Origin of the sequence: Cupriavidus cauae, from assembly GCF_008632125.1 — a bacterium.
Taxonomy (GTDB): domain Bacteria; phylum Pseudomonadota; class Gammaproteobacteria; order Burkholderiales; family Burkholderiaceae; genus Cupriavidus; species Cupriavidus cauae.
The window spans coordinates 26,478-42,781 of record NZ_VWRN01000027.1 but is presented as its reverse complement, the minus strand read 5'-3'; the positions used below and the strand labels follow the sequence as shown (position 1 = coordinate 42,781).

Sequence of the window (16,304 nt, the reverse complement as noted above, 5' to 3'; positions counted from 1 at the left end):
GGAAACAAGGCCGGCAATGCGCCGGCGTGCGGGAAATGGCTTCATATCGTAGGTCTCCTCCGGATCGTTGGTGTCGCCACTCAGACGGTGGCGATCGGCGTGGTGGGCGAACCGACCGCCCCGGGCAGGCGCAGCGGCGGCGCCGTCAGCATGAAGCGGGTGCGGCCGTGCTCGCGCAGCCATTGCGCCAGGTCGCGCAGATACCAGAGCTCGCCCAGCGGCAGGCCAAGCTTGAACAGGCAGTGGTGGTGCAGCGGCAGCAGCGGATGCGGGCCCGGGCCGCTGGCCGGCTGCGCCGGATAGCGCTCGACCGCGTAGTTGTCGGCGATCAGCGCGGCGATGCCGGCGTCGGTGATCCACTGCAGCAGCTTGTCGTCGCGTCCATTCAGCGCGCTGCAGCTGTGGTGCAGCACGTTCTCGTCGGGCTCGCGCTGCATCGACAGCACCACCTCGGCGAAGCCGGTGCGCAGCAGCAGCATGTCGCCGCGCTCGACTTCGACGCGGTCCGCCTCCATCGCGCGCATCAGCTCGTCGTAGCCGATATCGCGGAAGTCGGTGCCGTAGCAGTGCGCCAGATCGACCAGCACGCCGCGGCCCTGCATGCCCTTGACAGCGAAGTTTTCGATGCCGAGCGCGCGCGCCTCGCTGTGTTCGTGATTGCAGCCATGCGCGGCGAAATGATCGTCGTCGGCATAGTCGACCGGACCGACGATATGCTCGTTGGCGCGATAGCCGTTGTAGTAGACCCGCTCGGCGCGGCCGTCGCCGTCGGCATCGAACAGCGCGCCGACGTGGGCCAGCGAATCCCATTGCGTCGAGTACTGCAGCGACAGCAGGACCTGGTCGTCGCTGATCACGTCGGTGGCCTCGGGGTCGACCTTGGCCAGCGGGAAATTGACGTAAGGCAGGTCGTCGCGGAAGGTCGGACGCAGCACCGGCGGATGGCGGCGCGGATTGAGCTTGTTGCCGCCGGGATAGTCGAGTGGCAGCGACAGGCAGAAGCTCAGGCCCGCCTGGACCTCCTGCGCGGCCCTGCGTACCTGCTCGGCGCCGATCAGATTGAGCCGCCCGATCTGGTCGTCGGGCCCGAAGTCGCCCCAGGTGGAGCCCTGCGGACGTTGTTTCCAGCGCATGCCTGATGTCTCCATATCCGTGGTCCTTTTCTTGTTGAGGGTCGTGCAGAGGGACTGCCGCGCCGTCTCGGCTAGGGCGTATCGGCCGGCGACAGCGTGGCGCCGCCCGTGCGTGCCGCGGTGCCGCGATGCGGCCAACGGTCGGGCAGCGACGCCTCGATGGCGCCGAGATTGGCAACGATGCCGTCGGCCTCGCGCCGCAGCGCCTTGGCCATCGCGGCCTCACGTTCGGTGATGCGCTCGTTCAGTGCGGCGATGCTCAGCGCGCCGAGCGGATAGCCGTCCGGGCCCGGCAGGGCGATCGCGATGCCGCCCATGCGCTCGACCACCACATCGAGCAGCACCGCATAGCCGCGTTCGCGCGTCGCTTCGACATGGCGCAGCAGCGCGGCCGTGCTCAGCCGCGGATAGCGCTTGAGCGCCGGCGCCACGCAGCGCAGTACCGCGTCGATTTCGTCGTCGGGAAGGGCGGCCAGCAAGGCCAGGCTGCCGGCGCCCACGCCGAGCGGGCGGCGGCTGCCGATATCGAGATAGTTGGCGCGGATCGGGAAATTGCCGAAGCGCAGTTCGGTGCAGACCGATTCCCAGCCGCTCGGCACCGACAGGATGGCGGTGTCCTCGAACGCGCACGCCAGGCGGATCAGAGCGGGACGGGCGAGCGGGCGCATGTCGAGGCGCCGCAGCGCGGCCGCCCGCAGCACCAGCCATTCGGGGCCGGGGCTGAAGGCCTTGGTGGCGGGATCGCGCGAGACCAGCCCTTCGGCCGCCAGCGTGTCGAGCAGCCGCAGCGCCGACGCCTTGTCGACGCCCGACGCCTGCGCCAGGTCGGTCAGCCGCGTATTACGCGGGTCCGACAGCGCCCGTAGCAGCTGGCACGCCTTGCGCAGCGACGATCCCTGCGTCGTCATCCGGCCGTCTCCCTGTTCTGGTCATTTTGCGGAATGAAACCGCAGATGCCGTTATAGGGCGGCTGGAGGGCCGCGTCATTTTGCGGCGCGTCAAAGTTTCGCGGGATGAAACTGCATCGGCCGACCCGGGGAACACATCGAGGCTATGTCCGCCGTGTTCGTTTTACCGGACATTCGCCGGCAGAGGCGGGGCGATGCCCGGAATTCTTGACACGGCAGGGCGGGCTTACGCCGCAAAAGGCAGGAAGCCGGTTTCCCCTGACGACGTCGCCTACCCCGCAAACACCGGCTCGTCCCGATCCACCTTTGCCGCGGCCAGCAGGGCGTTCAGTTCGGGCACGCACGATCCGCAGTTGCCGCCGGCCTTGACGCAGGCGGTGATCTCGGCCGCGCTGCGCAGGCCGTGTTCGCGAATCGCGTCGCAGATGGTATTGCGGCCGACGCCGAAGCACGAGCAGACGGTGGGGCCGGCATCGACGCCCGGCTGGGCGGCCTGGCCGATCAGCAGGCCGATGCGGTCGTCGTCAACGAGCCGGTCCTTGGCGAACAGGCTGCCGAGCCAGGCCCGGGCCGGCAGGTCGGGCCGCGTCGAGACGTAGACGCAGGCCTGCAGGCGGTCGTCGACGACCAGGGCGGCGCGGTAGACGCCGGCGGAACGGTCCTCGTACTCGATCCAGTCTGCCTCCGGGTCGGCCGCGCCGAGCAGCTGCCGCGCCCACGCAGCGCGATCGGCGACCGACTCACGGCCGGCGAACTCATAGCGCTGGAACTGCCGGCCGGTCACGCGCGTCCACCAGGTCAGCGCGCCGCAGTCCAGCGTGTCGCGCGCCAGCGCGAAGCCGTGCCACGAGACCGGAAAGGGATCGATGCGGACCGGCGTGTGCTTGAACTCGGGCTCGCCGGACACCGGATCGACCACCGGATTGACCAGCGCGCCGACGCGCGCGTCGGAACTGAACTGCCCGTTCCAGTGGATCGGCACAAATACGCTGCCGCGCGGAATGCCGCCGCCATGGCGCACGCGCACCACCATCGCGCCCCAGCGCGTCGACACCCGCGCGAGGCGGCCTTCGCCGACGCCGCACAGCAGCGCGTCCTGCGGATGCATGTCGACGAAGGGTTCGGGCAGATGCTCGGCCAGGCGCGCCGACTTGCCGGTGCGGGTCATCGTGTGCCATTGGTCGCGCACGCGGCCGGTGTTCAGGATCAGCGGATAGTCCTCGTCGGTAGCGTGGACGGGTTTGCGCGGCGCGGTGGCGACGAAGCGCGCGCGCCGGTCCGGATGCGAGAAGCCGCCGTCGGCGAACAGCCGTGTCGTGCCATTGCCGTTGCCGCTGGCGCGCACCGGCCATTGCACCGGTTGCAGCGTGTCGTAGCTGTGGGCGTCCAGGCCGGCCAGGCCGCCGATGTCGAAGGCGCGCGGGACCGTGTCTTCCCTGCGGGCATGGCCGTTCTCGTTGCTTTCGTCGCTGTCGTTGCTTTCGTGGCTGTCGTTGCTGTCATTGCGGTATGCCGACAGCCGCGCATGCTCGTCGAAGATCTCGCGCGGCGATCCATAGTCGAAGCCGGCAAATCCCATCCGGCGTGCGACCTGGCAGACGATCCACCAGTCGGCGCGGGCCTCGCCGGGCGCGGGAAGGAAGGCGCGCTGGCGCGAGATGCGCCGCTCGGAGTTCGTCACCGTGCCGTCCTTTTCGCCCCAGCCCAGCGCCGGCAGCAGGATATGCGCGCTGTCGTTGGTATCGGTGCGGGTGACGATGTCCGACGCGATCACCAGTTCGCAGCGCTGCAGCGCGCGGCGAGCCTGGTCGGCGTCGGGCAGGCTGACCACCGGATTGGTGGCCATCACCCACACCGCCTTGATGCGGCCCTGTTCGATCGCCTCGAACAGCTCGACCGCTTTCAGCCCGGGACGATCCGCGATGGCCGGCGCATCCCAGAAGGTCTGCACCAGTTCGCGATGGCGCGGCTCGGTCAGATCCAGATGGGCGGCCAGCATGTTGGCCAGGCCACCGACCTCGCGTCCGCCCATCGCGTTCGGCTGGCCGGTCAGCGAGAACGGGCCCATGCCGGGCTTGCCGATGCGGCCGGTCAGCAGGTGGCAATTGATGATGCTGTTGACCTTGTCGGTGCCAGCCGACGATTGATTGACGCCCTGCGAGTACGCGGTAACCGTACGTGGGGTCTCGGCGAACCATTGGTAGAAGGTCAGCAGATCGGTTGGATCGACCTTGCAGGCGCGGGCGACGGCAGCCGGATCGGCCTCGCCGGCGGCGGCCTGCAACGCGGCCGCCAGCGCGTCGTCGCCATCGGTATGCGCCTGCACGAACTGCGCATCGATGGCGCCCTCGCGGTGCAGATGATGCAGCAGGCCGTTGAACAGCCAGACGTCGGTGCCCGGCCGTATCGGCAGGTGCAGGTCGGCGAGATCGCAGGTGGCGGTGCGGCGCGGGTCGATCACCACCAGCTTCATCTGCGGGCGTTCGGCCTTGGCCCTGGCCAGCCGCTGGAACAGGATCGGATGGCACCACGCGGTGTTCGAGCCGACCAGCACCACCAGATCGGCCATCTCCAGGTCCTCGTAGCAGCCGGGCATGATGTCCTCGCCGAACGCGCGCTTGTGGCCGGCCACCGCCGAGGACATGCACAGCCGCGAGTTGGTATCGATATTGGCCGTGCCGATGAAGCCCTTCATCAGCTTGTTGGCGACGTAGTAGTCCTCGGTCAGCAACTGCCCGGAAACATAGAGGGCGACCGACTCCGGACCGTGGCGCGCGATGATGTCGCGCAGGCCGGAGGCCGCGCGATCGAGCGCCTCGTCCCACGACGCGCGCCGCAGCGTGCCGTCGGCCGCGCGCAATTGCGGATGCAGCAGGCGCTCGTTCAGCTCGACGGTTTCGGCGAGCGCCGAGCCCTTGACGCACAGGCGTCCCGCGTTGGCGGGATGCGAGGGATCGCCGGCGACCTCGACGGTGCCGTCGGCGTGCCGCTGCGCGCGCACGCCGCAGCCGACGCCGCAGTAGGGGCAGGTGGTCTGCACGCTCGCCACCGGCGTGGACGGCGCCGCGGCGTCTTCCGCGGCGCCGTCTTGCGTGATGGCGCCCGCGGCGATGGCGACTGGAATATCGGAGAGTTTCACACCTTGCCCCTTGCTGGCTTGCTGCTGTGCGCGATCACGCGGCTACCGCCTCGCACTGTGCCTTGCCGAACAGCAGCCGGTTGCGCATCGCGCCGATCGGCGTGCCGTTCTGGATCAGCTCGAAATACCACGGACCGTCCTGCACGTCGCCGTAGAGCACGGCGCCCGCCAGCCGGCCCTGTTGCAGCACCAGGCGCTTGTAGACGCCGCGGCGCGGGTCGCGCAGCACCAGGTCCTCGCTGTCCTCGCCGCCGACGATGTCGCCGGCCGAGTACAGCTCGACGCCGCTGACCTTCAGCCGCGTGGCCGTGGCATGCTGGACATAGCGGCGGTGTCCGGCACCGGCCAGGTGCGCGGCGCACACGCGCGCCTGATCCCAGATCGGCGCCACCAGCCCGAAGGTGGCCTGGCGGTGCTGCACGCATTCGCCGACGGCATAGATGCGCGGGTCGTAGGTCTGCAGCGTGTCGTCGACGACGATGGCGCGCTCGCAATGCAGGCCGGCGGCCCGGGCCAGCTCCGCGTTCGGACGCACGCCGGCGGCCATCACGACCAGATCGGCGGGAATCCGCGCGCCGTCGGCCAGGCGCACGCCGGTGACACGCTCGTCTCCAAGGATCTCGCTGGTATTGGCGCCGAGCAGGATGCGCAGGCCGCGCCGTTCCAGCGTGCGCTTGAGCAGCGCGGCGGCGTTGGCGTCCAGCTGGCGATCCATCAGCGCATCGCCCAGATGCAGCACGGTGACGTCCATGCCCTGGCGCAGCAGGCCGTTGGCCGCCTCCAGCCCGAGCAGCCCGCCGCCGATCACCACGGCATGGCGATGCGCGCGTGCCGCCGCCAGCATGGTCTCGACATCCTGGATGTCGCGGAACGCGATCACGCCGTCGAGCTGATGGCCGGGAACGGGGACGATGAAGGGACGCGAGCCGGTCGCCAGCAGCAGCCGGTCGTAGCGGACCTCCTTGCCGGACTGCGAACGCACCAGCCGCCGCGGGCGATCGATCGCCACCACCGGATCGCCGGCCAGCAGCGTGATGCCATGGCGCGCATACCACTCGCGCGGATGCAGCATGATGTCGTCGACGGTCTTTTCCCCGGCCAGCACCGGCGACAGCAGGATGCGGTTGTAGTTGCCGTGCGGCTCGGCGCCGAACACGGTGATGTCGTACAGGTCGGGCGCCAGCGCCAGCAGCTCCTCGACGGTGCGCATGCCGGCCATGCCGTTGCCGACCACCACCAGGCGGGGCTTGTCGGTTCGCGTCATGCCGCCACCCATACCTTGCCGTCGTAGACGCGCGCCGGATAGGCGGGCACCGAATGCTCCGGCGCCTCCAGGCATTCGCCGGTGCGCAGGTCGAAATGCTGCTTGTAGATTGGCGAGGCCACCACCAGCCGGTCGCCCAGGTTGCCGACCAGACCACGCGACAGCACCGAAGCATCGGCGTTCGGATCGTAGTTGCCGATCGCGAAGACCTGGTTGTCCGGGCCGACGCGGAACACCGCGATCTGCTGATACCCGACCAGTGCGCAGACGCCGGTGTTCGGCACGATGTCGCGGAGCGCGCAGACCGCGGTCCACTGTTCGGAAGAAGCGTGCGTGGCAGACTGGCTCATGATGGTTTCCTCGGCTGCGTAGGGCATGGCGGCTGATGTGGCGACAGATGTGGCGACAGATGTGGCGGCTGACGTGGCTGGTGTCGTTCGGCTGGCGAAAGGGTCCGGTTACGCTACCGGGTCCGCCTCGGCGACCCGATCCATGCGGACCAGCGGCACCGCCACCGGGCGCTGCGCCGGCATGCCGCCGCCAGCGCCGCGTTGCAGCTTCCGTTCCTCTGGCGTGGCCGGACGGATCTGGCCGCGCTCCTGCACGAACACGACATGCTCGTCCCCTCGCTCGCTGTTGACGAAATGGTGGAAGCGCTGGCGCGTCTGCGGATCGGTGACGGCCTTCTTCCATTCGCACTCATAGGTATCGACCACCAGTTGCATCTGCGCCTCGAGCTCGGCCGCGATGCCGAGGCTGTCGTCGACGACGACGGCCTTCAGGTAGTCGAGGCCGCCTTCGAGGTTGTCGCGCCAGACGCTGGTGCGCTGCAGTCGGTCGGCGGTGCGCACGTAGAACATCAGCACGCGGTCGATGTAGCGGACCAGCGTGTCGCGATCCAGATCGCTGGCCAGCAGCTCGGCATGGCGTGGCTTCATGCCGCCGTTGCCGCAGACGTACAGGTTCCAGCCCTTGTCGGTCGCGATCACGCCGATGTCCTTGCCCTGCGCCTCGGCGCATTCGCGCGTGCAGCCGGACACGCCGAACTTGATCTTGTGCGGCGCGCGCAGGCCCTTGTAGCGGTTCTCCAGGTCGATGGCCAGGCCCACCGAATCGCCGACGCCATAGCGGCACCAGGTCGAGCCGACGCAGGACTTCACGGTGCGCAGCGACTTGCCGTAGGCGTGGCCCGATTCGAATCCCGCTTCGATCAGCTCTTCCCAGATCAATGGCAGCTGCTCGACGCGCGCGCCGAACAGGTCCACGCGCTGGCCGCCGGTGATCTTGGTGTAGAGGCCGTACTTCTTGGCGACGCGGCCTACCGCGATCAGTCCGTCGGGCGTGACCTCGCCGCCCGGCATGCGCGGCACCACCGAATAGGTGCCGTCCTTCTGGATATTGGCCAGGAAGTAGTCGTTGGAGTCCTGCAGGCTGGCGTGCTCGGGCTTGAGCACGAATTCGTTCCAGCACGAGGCCAGGATGCTGGCGACGGTCGGCTTGCAGATGTCGCAGCCCTGGCCCTTGCCGTGCGCGGCCAGCAGCGCGTCGAAGGTGCGAAAGCCGCCGACGCGGACCAGGTGATACAGCTCCTGGCGCGAGTAGGCGAAGTGCTCGCACAGGTGGTTGTTGACCGCCAGGCCCTGCTTCTTCATCTCGGCCTTCATCAGCTGCGTGACCAGCGGCACGCAGCCGCCGCACGCGGTGCCGGCCTTGGTGCAGGACTTCAGCGCGCCGATGCTGGTGGCGCCGTCGCCGACCGCGGCGCAGATCTGGGCCTTGGAGACGTTGTTGCAGGAGCAGATCTGCGCGCCGTCGGGCAGTGCATCGACCCCGAGGCCGGATCTGGCCTTGCCGTCGGAGGGCGGCAGGATCAGGAATTCGGGCGATTCCGGCAGCGGGATGCGGTTCAGCATCATCTGCAGCAGCGTGCCGTATTCCGTCGCATCGCCGACCAGCACGCCGCCGAGCAGATAGGTGCCGCACTCGGACACCACCAGCTTCTTGTAGACCTCCTTGCGCTCGTCGGCGAACTGGTAGACGCGCGCGCCGGGGGTGTGGCCGTGCGGGTCGCCGAGGCTCGCCACGTCTACGCCCATCAGCTTGAGCTTGGTGCTCATGTCGGCGCCGGTGAAGGCGGCCTCGTCGCCGAGCAGCTGGCTCGCGGTCACGCGGGCCATGTCGTAGCCGGGCGCGACCAGGCCGAAGATCTTGCCCTGCCACAGCGCGCATTCGCCGATCGCGAAGATGTCCGGGTCGGAGGTGCGGCACTGGTCGTCGATCACGATGCCGCCGCGCTCGCCGATCGCCAGGCCCGCCGCGCGCGCCAGTTCATCGCGCGGACGGATGCCGGCCGAGAACACGATCATGTCGGTGTCCAGATGCGTGCCGTCGGCAAAGCGCATCCGGTGCGTACCGTCGTCGCCGTCGACGATCTCGACGGTGTTCTTGCCGGTATGCGCGGTGACGCCCAGCGCCGCGATCTTCCGCCGCAGCATCTGGCCGCCGCCGTCGTCGACCTGCACCGCCATCAGCCGCGGCGCGAACTCGACCACGTGGGCCTCCAGACCCATGTCGCGCAGCGCCTTGGCGCATTCGAGGCCAAGCAGGCCGCCGCCTACCACCACGCCGGTGCGCGAGCGGGCGCCGCACTCGCGCATCGCTTCCAGGTCCTCGATGGTGCGGTAGACGAAGCAGTCCGCGCGATCGCGGCCCGGCACCGGCGGCACGAAGGGATAGGAGCCGGTCGCCAGCACCAGCTTGTCGTAGTGCAGCGTCTCGCCGGTCGACACGGTGACCGTGCGCGCGGCGCGGTCGATCGCCGTGGCGCGCGCGTTCAGCCGCAGCGCGAAGCCGGTCTCGTCGAAAAAGCCGGGCGCGACCAGCGACAGGTCCTCGGCGCTCTTGCCCGCGAAGAACTCGGACAGGTGCACACGGTCATAGGCCGGGCGCGGCTCCTCGCACAGCACGGTGACCTGCAGGTTGGGGCCGCCTTCGTCGCGCGCCTGCGCCAGGCATTCGAGCAGTTTGTGGCCGACCATGCCGTGGCCGATGATGACGAGCTTCATGATGCGTTCCTTGTTCGTGGGCGCCTGCGTGGGCATCTGTTCTTGCGTTCCGGTCCGTTCTCGCGGGCAGTGGGGCGGGCGGGATCGGCTAGCTGGCGAGCGCGCTTTCCAGCAGCGCCTGCTCACGGGCCTTGTGCTCGGCCGAGAAGCGCACCGCCACCGCGCACAGCGCCGACAGCACGACCAGCACGCCGAGCACCATCAGCGTTTGCTGCAGGCTGCCCAGGCTCTTCATCAGCAGGCCGGCGGCCACCGCGCCGACGTTGCCGCCCGCGCCGATGATTCCGGACACGCCGCCCAGCGCCTTGCGATCGATGAAGGGCACCAGCGCATAGGTGGCGCCGCATGCCATATGGGTGAAGAGACCAAAGGCCAGCATCGCGATCACCGCCAGCGCGACCGAATTCGATTGCGAGAACCACAGCAGGCCCAGGCCCTCGCCGAGCATCAGCACGAACAGCAGCGTGGTGCGGGCGCTCAAGCCATGGGTGCGCGCGACCTTGTCCGAGGCCCAGCCGCCCAGCGCGCGGGCGAACAGCGCCAGCAAGCCGAAGCTTGCGGCGGCCAGGCCCGCGGCCTTCAGCGACAGCTCGAACTTGTCGACGAAGTACATCGCGGCGACGTTGTGGATGAAGATCTCGACGCCGAAGCAGGCGCCGTAGGTCACGAACAGCAGCCACACGCGGTAGTTGGCGCTGGCGGCGACGAAGCTGGCCCAGCCGCCCTTCTTGCCGCCATCGATGGCAATGCCCTGCGCGCGCAGCTCGGCGTAGTTGCCCTGCGGGCAGTCCTGCGTGAAGCGCCAGTACAGCGCGGCCATCAGCAGCATCGCGACGCCGGGCACCAGCAGCGCCACGCGCCAGCCCATCGTCTCGCTGACGCCGAGCATCAGCACGCCGGCCAGCAGCAGCGGCATCAGGCCCTGCGCGGCGCCGCCGCCGGCATTGCCCCAGCCGGCCGAGGCGGCGTTGGCGGTGCCGACCACGTTGGGCGCGAACATCACCGAGGTGTGGTACTGCGTGATCACGAAGCTCGCGCCGATCGCGCCGATCAGCAGCCGGAAGAACAGGAAGGCCTCGTAGGTCTGCGCCATCGCCACGCCCAGCACCGGAATCGCGCCGAGCACCAGCAGGCCGGTATAGGCCTTGCGCGGGCCATAGCGGTCGCACAGCGGACCGATGATCAGCCGCACCAGGATCGTCACCGCGACGGCCGCGATATTGATGTTGGCGACCTGATCGGGCGTCAGGCCGAACTCGCCGCGCAGCATCGGCATCAGCGGCGCGCAGGCGAACCAGGCGAAGAAGCAGATGAAGAACGCCATCCACGTCATATGGAAGGCGCGCATCTGTGGCGTGCGGAAGGTGAACAGCGCGATGCGGGTCGCTTTGCCTTGCGCGCTGGAATTCAGGCTTGCATCCGGGCTGGGGGTCGCTGCCATGCTGGCTCCAAGAAAACAAAAGGCGTCCCGAGAGCCGAGGCGGTAATGCGATCGGTTCAGGGGACGCCGTTGTCCTGACGTCGGCGGTAAAAACCGCCGACGCGCTGTGTGTCTGGAGCGGGCCGCCGTTGGTCCGCTCGCGTCACAATTCAGCAAGCGGCATGCCAGGGGGTTTTGTGCTGTGGGATGCAGAAACGGCGCTGCCGCGGCGCGGCATACGCCACGCGATGCGCGCTGATGGGGCGGGGCGGCACGACGATGGTGCGGCGCAATGCGCGGCTGCGGTGCGGCCGCCTGGTCGGCGTGGGAGGGGCCGGGGATGCTGGAGGGCCGGGTGGCGTCGGTCGCCTTCGTGACGTCGCTGGCCTGGGTCGGCTCGGACCAGGGGCAGGGCCAAAGGCCGGGTAGGGCAGGGCTACGGCCAGCCAAGGCCAGGGGCTAGGGGCTAGGGCTAAGCCTAGGGCTGGGCCTAGCGCCAAGGCCAGGGCCAGGGCCAGGGCCAGAGGGCGGGGCCCGTCGGGCTAGCGGGCTTCGGACGGCGATGGCTGGGAGCGGGCGGCATCGCCCGGCGCCGCATCCGCGTCCGGATAACGTGCGCGCACCACCTTCAGCTGGTTCGGCGGCACCTCGTTGCCGGCCTCATCGAGCAACGCGGCGTGGACCTTGAGCCCGCTGCTGACCGAACGCACTTCCATCAGCCCGCAGCCATCCTTCAGATGACGGTCGCCCCACTGCATCAGCCCGATCAGCACCGGCAGCAGTTCGACCGCGGCGCGGGTCGGCCGGTAGGCGAAGCGCTCCCGCTCACCGGGCTCGCGATAGCCGACCCGGCGCAGCAGGCCGGCCTCGGTCAGCGTCTTCAGCCGGGCCGACAGTACCGCCGGCGAACACTGGAGCCGGCCGAGCAGGTCGTCGAAGCGGCCGACGCCGTTCAGCACATCGCGCAGGATCAGGATCGACCACTTCTCGCCGATCAGCGAGAGCGTGCCGGCGATCGAGCAATGGCGGAGGTCTTCGTGGGTCAGTTCCATGACCGAAGCATAGCAGGCTGACTTCATTTGCAAAAGTCAGGTTTCCGCCTATACTCTGGCTACGACAAATGAAGTCAGGATGCCACTCATGCCCGCCGTCTTGCGTGCCGCCGAAATCGCTCCCTTCCTGTTTGCCAAGCCCCTGGCGTTCGGCGACTTCCCGCAGACCTGGACCATCAAGGGTGGGCAGACCTTGACGGCCCGTGCGGTGCGGCCGGACGACTTTGCCCGCCAGCGTGCCTTCGTCGACGGGCTGTCGCGCGAGAGCCGCTACTACCGCTTCCTGACGGGCGGGCTGGTGTCCGACGAGTTCATCGCACAGTTCGTCCGCAGCCGCTGCGCGCTGGTGCTGACCACGCGGGGGGAGGGCGATGGCGCCGAAGAACGCATCGTCGCCAATGGGGAATACGTGGCTGGGGAAGGCGGCGTGGCCGAATTGGCCCTGGTCGTGACCGACCGCTGGCAGGGGCGCGGCATCGGACGCCGGCTCGTGCAGACCCTGGTGCAGGGCGCCCGGGCTCAGCGCCTGCGCGCCTTGCGTGGCGAGGTGTTGAGCGAAAACCGCCGCATGCTGGCGATCCTGCGCGAGCACGGCTTCTCCGTGCGGCTGCATCCCGGCGACGCGTTGCTGCACGAGGCCATGCTGACGCTGGCGCCGGCCCGGCAAACCAACGAGTGGCTGCCGGAGGACTGGTTCGCGATGCGCTGAGCCGCGGCGGCGCGGCGTTCAGCCTTTGGCGCCTTCAGCGCCTTTGGTTCCTTCAGGACCTACGGCGCTTTCCGCGCCCTCGGCGAGGATCTGCCGGATCACCCGTTCGAACGCTTCGGCCGGTTGTCCGCCGGTGACCAGATAGCGCCCATTGAAGATGATCGACGGCACCGAGTGAATGCCCATCGACTGGTATTCCCTTTCCTCGGCGCGGACCTCGTCGGCATAGTTGCCGCCTTCCAGCACGCGCCGCGCCGCGGCACCATCGAGTCCGGCCGACTGCGCCGTCTCGACCAGCACGTCATGGTCGCTCGGATCCTTGCCCTCGCCGTGATAGGCCCGCAGCAGCGCCAGCTTCAGCGGCAACTGATGGCCTTCGAGCCGCGCCCAATGCAACAGCCGATGCGCGTCGAAGGTGTTGTACACGCGCTCGCGCGGACCGAACGAAAAGCCGACATCGGCGCCGCGCTCGCGAATCATCGCCTGCGTCTCGGCGATCTGGGCCGGCGTGCGGCCGTACTTGTTGCCGAGATAATCGACGATGGCCTCGCCGTCGGGCCCCATGTCGGGGTTCAGCTCGAACGGGTGCAGCACGACCTCGGCGTCGACCTCATCTCCGAGGTGCGACAGCGCCAGCTGCAGCGAGGACAGGCCAATCGCGCACCAGGGGCAGGCGATGTCGGAGACGAAGTCGATTTTCAAGGCTGGGGGCATGGGGAATCCTGGTTGCTCGGCGCGAAGCCGGTTTCAAGGCAAGGGCGGACAGGGTAACGGGGATCGGGGCCGCCTGCACAGACCCCTGTGAGAGAGGGTATTAAGACACTAGACGACCGGTCTAATTCTGCTATCATCCCACCCCATGGCAACCACCACTACCGCTGACGTCCGCCAGCACATCCTCGACACGGCCAAGCCGATCATGCTCCGCAAGGGCTTCTCGGCGGTGGGGCTGAACGAGATCCTGCAGGCGGCGGGGGTGCCGAAGGGGTCGTTCTATCACTATTTCGGCTCCAAGGAAGCGTTCGGCGAGGCGCTGCTCGAATCGTATTTCGCCGACTATCTGGCCCACCTCGAACAGATGCTGGTGCGCGGGCAGGGCGATCACGGACAGCGGCTGTTGCGTTACTGGACCGAGTGGCAGAACGCGCAGGGTACCGAGGATCCCGAGGGCAAGTGCCTGGCGGTCAAGCTCGGCGCCGAGGTTTGCGACCTGTCGCAGGCGATGCGCGGCGCGCTGGAGCGCGGCACCGGGCAGATCGTCCAGCGGCTGGCGGCATGCATCGAGGCAGGGTTGCGCGACGGTTCGCTGCGGGAGATCGACGACCCGCATGGGCTGGCGACGACGCTGTACCAGCTGTGGCTCGGCGCCACGCTGTTGGGGAAGTTTCGGCAGGACGGCAAGCCGTTCGCGCTGGCGATGGCCGCGACGCGGCAATTGCTGAAGCTGTCGTAGAAGAGCAGGGCCGGCGGACAACCCGCCGGTGGCGACGCGGCAATGAGGCGTCGCTTTTTTTGGCTTCGTTACTAGACGACCGGTCTAATTCCGGCGTTTCCGTTTCGGTTATCTCCGTTTCAGTCACCTCCATTTCACCGAATCGACCGACAAGGATTCGCATCATGAAACTGCTGATCGTATTGACCTCGCACGACCGCCTCGGCGACACCGGCCAGAAGACCGGCTTCTGGCTGGAGGAACTGGCAGCGCCGTACTACGTGTTCCGCGACCAGGGCGTCGATATCACGCTGGCCTCGCCGCAGGGCGGGCAGCCGCCGCTGGACCCGAAGAGCAGCGACCCGGCTTCCCAGACCGACGCCACCCGGCGCTTCGAGGCCGATGCGGAGGCGCGCGCCGCGCTGGCGTCGACGCGCAAGCTGGCCGAGGTGTCGATCGACGATTTCGACGCCGTGTTCTATCCCGGCGGCCACGGCCCGCTGTGGGACCTCGCCGAAGACCGGCATTCGATCGCGCTGATCGAACGGGCCATCGCCGCCGGCAAGCCGGTCGCGGCGGTGTGCCACGCGCCCGGAGTACTGCGCCACGTCAAGGGACCGGACGGCAAGCCGCTGGTCCAGGGCAAGGCGGTGACGGGCTTCTCCAATACCGAGGAAGCGGCGGTCGGCCTGACCGACGTGGTGCCGTTCCTGGTCGAGGACGTACTCAAGGCCAATGGCGGCCGCTATGAAAAGGCCGCGGACTGGCAGCCGTACGCCGTCACCGACGGGCTGCTGATCACCGGCCAGAACCCGGCTTCGTCCGAGCCGGTCGCGCACGCGCTGCTCGGCGCGCTGGCGGCACAAGGCCGCTGAGGGCACTTCGTGCCAGACGCCTCTTGCCCAAGTTCGCTCCTGTTTTGATCTCACTGAAGGAAAACAATAGATGTCCGCGCTGTTCCAACCGTTCCAACTGAAAGATGTCACGCTGCGCAACCGTATCGCGGTGCCGCCGATGTGCCAGTACGTCGCCGAGGACGGCGTCATCAACGACTGGCACAAGGTCCATCTGGCCGGCATCGCGCGCGGCGGCGCGGGTCTGGTGATCGCGGAGGCGACGGCCGTCTCGCCCGAAGGCCGGATTACGCCGGGATGCGCCGGCCTGTGGAACGACAGGCAGGCCGAGGCATTCGCTCCCGTGGTGAGCGCCATCAAGGCCGCCGGCGCGGTGCCCGGCATCCAGATCGGCCACGCGGGACGCAAGGCCAGCGCGAACCGGCCGTGGGAAGGCGACGACCATATTCCCGAAGGCGATCCGCGCGGCTGGCAGACCATCGCGCCTTCCGCCATCGCGTTCGGTGCCGGGCTGCCCAAGGTGCCCCGTGCGATGACGCTCGACGATATCGCCCGCGTGCGCGCCGATTTCGTCGCCGCCGCAGAGCGGGCGCGCGACCTCGGCTTCGAATGGCTGGAGTTGCATTTCGCGCATGGCTATCTGGCGCAGAGCTTCTTCTCGCCGCACTCCAACCAGCGCGACGATGCCTACGGCGGGTCGGCCGAGAATCGCGGCCGCTTCCTGGTCGAGACGCTGGCGGCGGTGCGCAAGGTCTGGCCGGAGCGCCTGCCGCTGACCGCGCGTTTCGGCGTGATCGAATACGACGGCCGCGACGAGGAAACGCTGAGCGATGCCATCGCGCTGACGCAGCGGCTCAAGCAGGAAGGGCTGGACATGCTGAGTGTCAGCGTCGGCTTTTCGACGCCGGAGGCGAATATCCCGTGGGGTCCGGCGTTCCTCGCGCCGGTGGCCGAGCGGGTGCGCCGCGAGACCGGCCTGCCGGTGGCATCGGCCTGGGGCATCGATACGCCGCAGCTCGCCGAACGCGTCGTCGCCCAGCAGCAGATGGACCTCGTGATGGTTGGGCGTGCCCATCTGGCCGATCCGCATTGGCCGTATCACGCGGCCAAGGTGCTCGGCGTCGAGCGCGCCGCGTGGACGCTGCCCGCGCCCTACGCCCACTGGCTCGAGCGCTACAAGGTCGCCTGAGCGCGACGAAGGCCACACCGCGGCGGGGCGCTGTCCGCGCCCTCCGCGCATTGGCTCGAGCGCTACAAGGTTGCCTGAGCGCGACGAGGGTCCCGCTGCGGCGGGGCCCTGAGCGCGCCCTACGCGCATGGCTCGAGCG

General features: G+C 68.8%; 13 protein-coding genes. 4 read left to right on the top strand and 9 right to left on the bottom strand.

All coding sequences use genetic code 11. The annotated features are described in order from the left end of the window. Nucleotides 1-80: 80 nt before the first annotated feature. From F1599_RS09140 to F1599_RS09105, 8 genes are all read right to left on the bottom strand, one after another. Nucleotides 81-1,133, bottom strand: coding sequence for a cyclase family protein (locus tag F1599_RS09140; protein ID WP_150082833.1), 1,053 nt, complete (start codon nucleotides 1,131-1,133; stop codon nucleotides 81-83). A gap of 71 nt (nucleotides 1,134-1,204) precedes the next feature. Continuing rightward, nucleotides 1,205-2,041: an IclR family transcriptional regulator gene (locus F1599_RS09135; RefSeq protein WP_150082832.1), complete on the bottom strand. Its 837-nt coding sequence runs from the start codon at nucleotides 2,039-2,041 to the stop codon at nucleotides 1,205-1,207. A 271-nt stretch (nucleotides 2,042-2,312) separates the two neighbouring features. Further along, the gene (locus F1599_RS09130; RefSeq protein ID WP_395895223.1) at nucleotides 2,313-5,138 is read right to left on the bottom strand and encodes a molybdopterin-dependent oxidoreductase; all 2,826 of its coding nucleotides are present in this window, start codon (nucleotides 5,136-5,138) and stop codon (nucleotides 2,313-2,315) included. Between the two features lie 76 nt (nucleotides 5,139-5,214). Continuing rightward, nucleotides 5,215-6,444, bottom strand: a complete 1,230-nt coding sequence (locus tag F1599_RS09125; protein ID WP_150082831.1) for an NAD(P)/FAD-dependent oxidoreductase — start codon at nucleotides 6,442-6,444, stop codon at nucleotides 5,215-5,217. Continuing rightward, nucleotides 6,441-6,794 (bottom strand): nitrite reductase small subunit NirD, encoded by a 354-nt coding sequence (nirD, locus tag F1599_RS09120; protein WP_187829076.1) that lies wholly within the window; start codon nucleotides 6,792-6,794, stop codon nucleotides 6,441-6,443. The genes F1599_RS09125 and nirD overlap by 4 nt, the downstream gene beginning before the upstream one ends. Before the next feature lie 108 nt (nucleotides 6,795-6,902). Then, the gene (gene nirB / locus F1599_RS09115) at nucleotides 6,903-9,509 is read right to left on the bottom strand and encodes a nitrite reductase large subunit NirB (RefSeq protein ID WP_150082830.1); all 2,607 of its coding nucleotides are present in this window, start codon (nucleotides 9,507-9,509) and stop codon (nucleotides 6,903-6,905) included. Between the two features lie 88 nt (nucleotides 9,510-9,597). Further along, complete coding sequence (locus F1599_RS09110; protein WP_150082829.1) at nucleotides 9,598-10,950, bottom strand: MFS transporter; 1,353 nt, start codon at nucleotides 10,948-10,950, stop codon at nucleotides 9,598-9,600. Between the two features lie 521 nt (nucleotides 10,951-11,471). Continuing rightward, entirely contained in the window at nucleotides 11,472-11,981 is a 510-nt protein-coding gene (locus F1599_RS09105) for a winged helix-turn-helix transcriptional regulator (RefSeq protein ID WP_150082828.1), read from the bottom strand. An 88-nt stretch (nucleotides 11,982-12,069) separates the two neighbouring features. Between F1599_RS09105 and F1599_RS09100 the strand changes: the two genes are divergently transcribed. Continuing rightward, complete coding sequence (locus F1599_RS09100; protein ID WP_150082827.1) at nucleotides 12,070-12,690, top strand: GNAT family N-acetyltransferase; 621 nt, start codon at nucleotides 12,070-12,072, stop codon at nucleotides 12,688-12,690. Between the two features lie 18 nt (nucleotides 12,691-12,708). Here the strand turns inward: F1599_RS09100 and F1599_RS09095 are convergent, their stop codons facing one another. Further along, a complete protein-coding gene (locus F1599_RS09095) occupies nucleotides 12,709-13,404 on the bottom strand; it encodes a DsbA family oxidoreductase (protein WP_150082826.1) in 696 nt (231 codons plus the stop codon). A 145-nt stretch (nucleotides 13,405-13,549) separates the two neighbouring features. Here F1599_RS09095 and F1599_RS09090 point away from each other — a divergent pair, with 145 nt between their 5' ends. From F1599_RS09090 to F1599_RS09080, 3 genes are all read left to right on the top strand, one after another. Next, nucleotides 13,550-14,143, top strand: a complete 594-nt coding sequence (locus F1599_RS09090) for a TetR/AcrR family transcriptional regulator (protein ID WP_150082825.1) — start codon at nucleotides 13,550-13,552, stop codon at nucleotides 14,141-14,143. Nucleotides 14,144-14,307: 164 nt separating this feature from the next. Then, the gene (locus F1599_RS09085) at nucleotides 14,308-14,997 is read left to right on the top strand and encodes a type 1 glutamine amidotransferase domain-containing protein (protein ID WP_149316324.1); all 690 of its coding nucleotides are present in this window, start codon (nucleotides 14,308-14,310) and stop codon (nucleotides 14,995-14,997) included. A 70-nt stretch (nucleotides 14,998-15,067) separates the two neighbouring features. Further along, a complete protein-coding gene (locus tag F1599_RS09080) occupies nucleotides 15,068-16,165 on the top strand; it encodes an NADH:flavin oxidoreductase/NADH oxidase (protein WP_150082824.1) in 1,098 nt (365 codons plus the stop codon). Nucleotides 16,166-16,304: the final 139 nt, after the last annotated feature.

Coding starts and splice junctions, on each gene's coding strand:
- F1599_RS09090 (WP_150082825.1), top strand. CDS start 13,550: ATGGCAACCACCACTACCGCTGACGTCCGCCAGCACATCCTCGACACG.
- nirD (WP_187829076.1), bottom strand. CDS start 6,794: ATGAGCCAGTCTGCCACGCACGCTTCTTCCGAACAGTGGACCGCGGTC.
- nirB (WP_150082830.1), bottom strand. CDS start 9,509: ATGAAGCTCGTCATCATCGGCCACGGCATGGTCGGCCACAAACTGCTC.
- F1599_RS09135 (WP_150082832.1), bottom strand. CDS start 2,041: ATGACGACGCAGGGATCGTCGCTGCGCAAGGCGTGCCAGCTGCTACGG.
- F1599_RS09085 (WP_149316324.1), top strand. CDS start 14,308: ATGAAACTGCTGATCGTATTGACCTCGCACGACCGCCTCGGCGACACC.
- F1599_RS09100 (WP_150082827.1), top strand. CDS start 12,070: ATGCCCGCCGTCTTGCGTGCCGCCGAAATCGCTCCCTTCCTGTTTGCC.
- F1599_RS09110 (WP_150082829.1), bottom strand. CDS start 10,950: ATGGCAGCGACCCCCAGCCCGGATGCAAGCCTGAATTCCAGCGCGCAA.
- F1599_RS09105 (WP_150082828.1), bottom strand. CDS start 11,981: ATGGAACTGACCCACGAAGACCTCCGCCATTGCTCGATCGCCGGCACG.
- F1599_RS09140 (WP_150082833.1), bottom strand. CDS start 1,133: ATGCGCTGGAAACAACGTCCGCAGGGCTCCACCTGGGGCGACTTCGGG.
- F1599_RS09095 (WP_150082826.1), bottom strand. CDS start 13,404: ATGCCCCCAGCCTTGAAAATCGACTTCGTCTCCGACATCGCCTGCCCC.
- F1599_RS09080 (WP_150082824.1), top strand. CDS start 15,068: ATGTCCGCGCTGTTCCAACCGTTCCAACTGAAAGATGTCACGCTGCGC.
- F1599_RS09125 (WP_150082831.1), bottom strand. CDS start 6,444: ATGACGCGAACCGACAAGCCCCGCCTGGTGGTGGTCGGCAACGGCATG.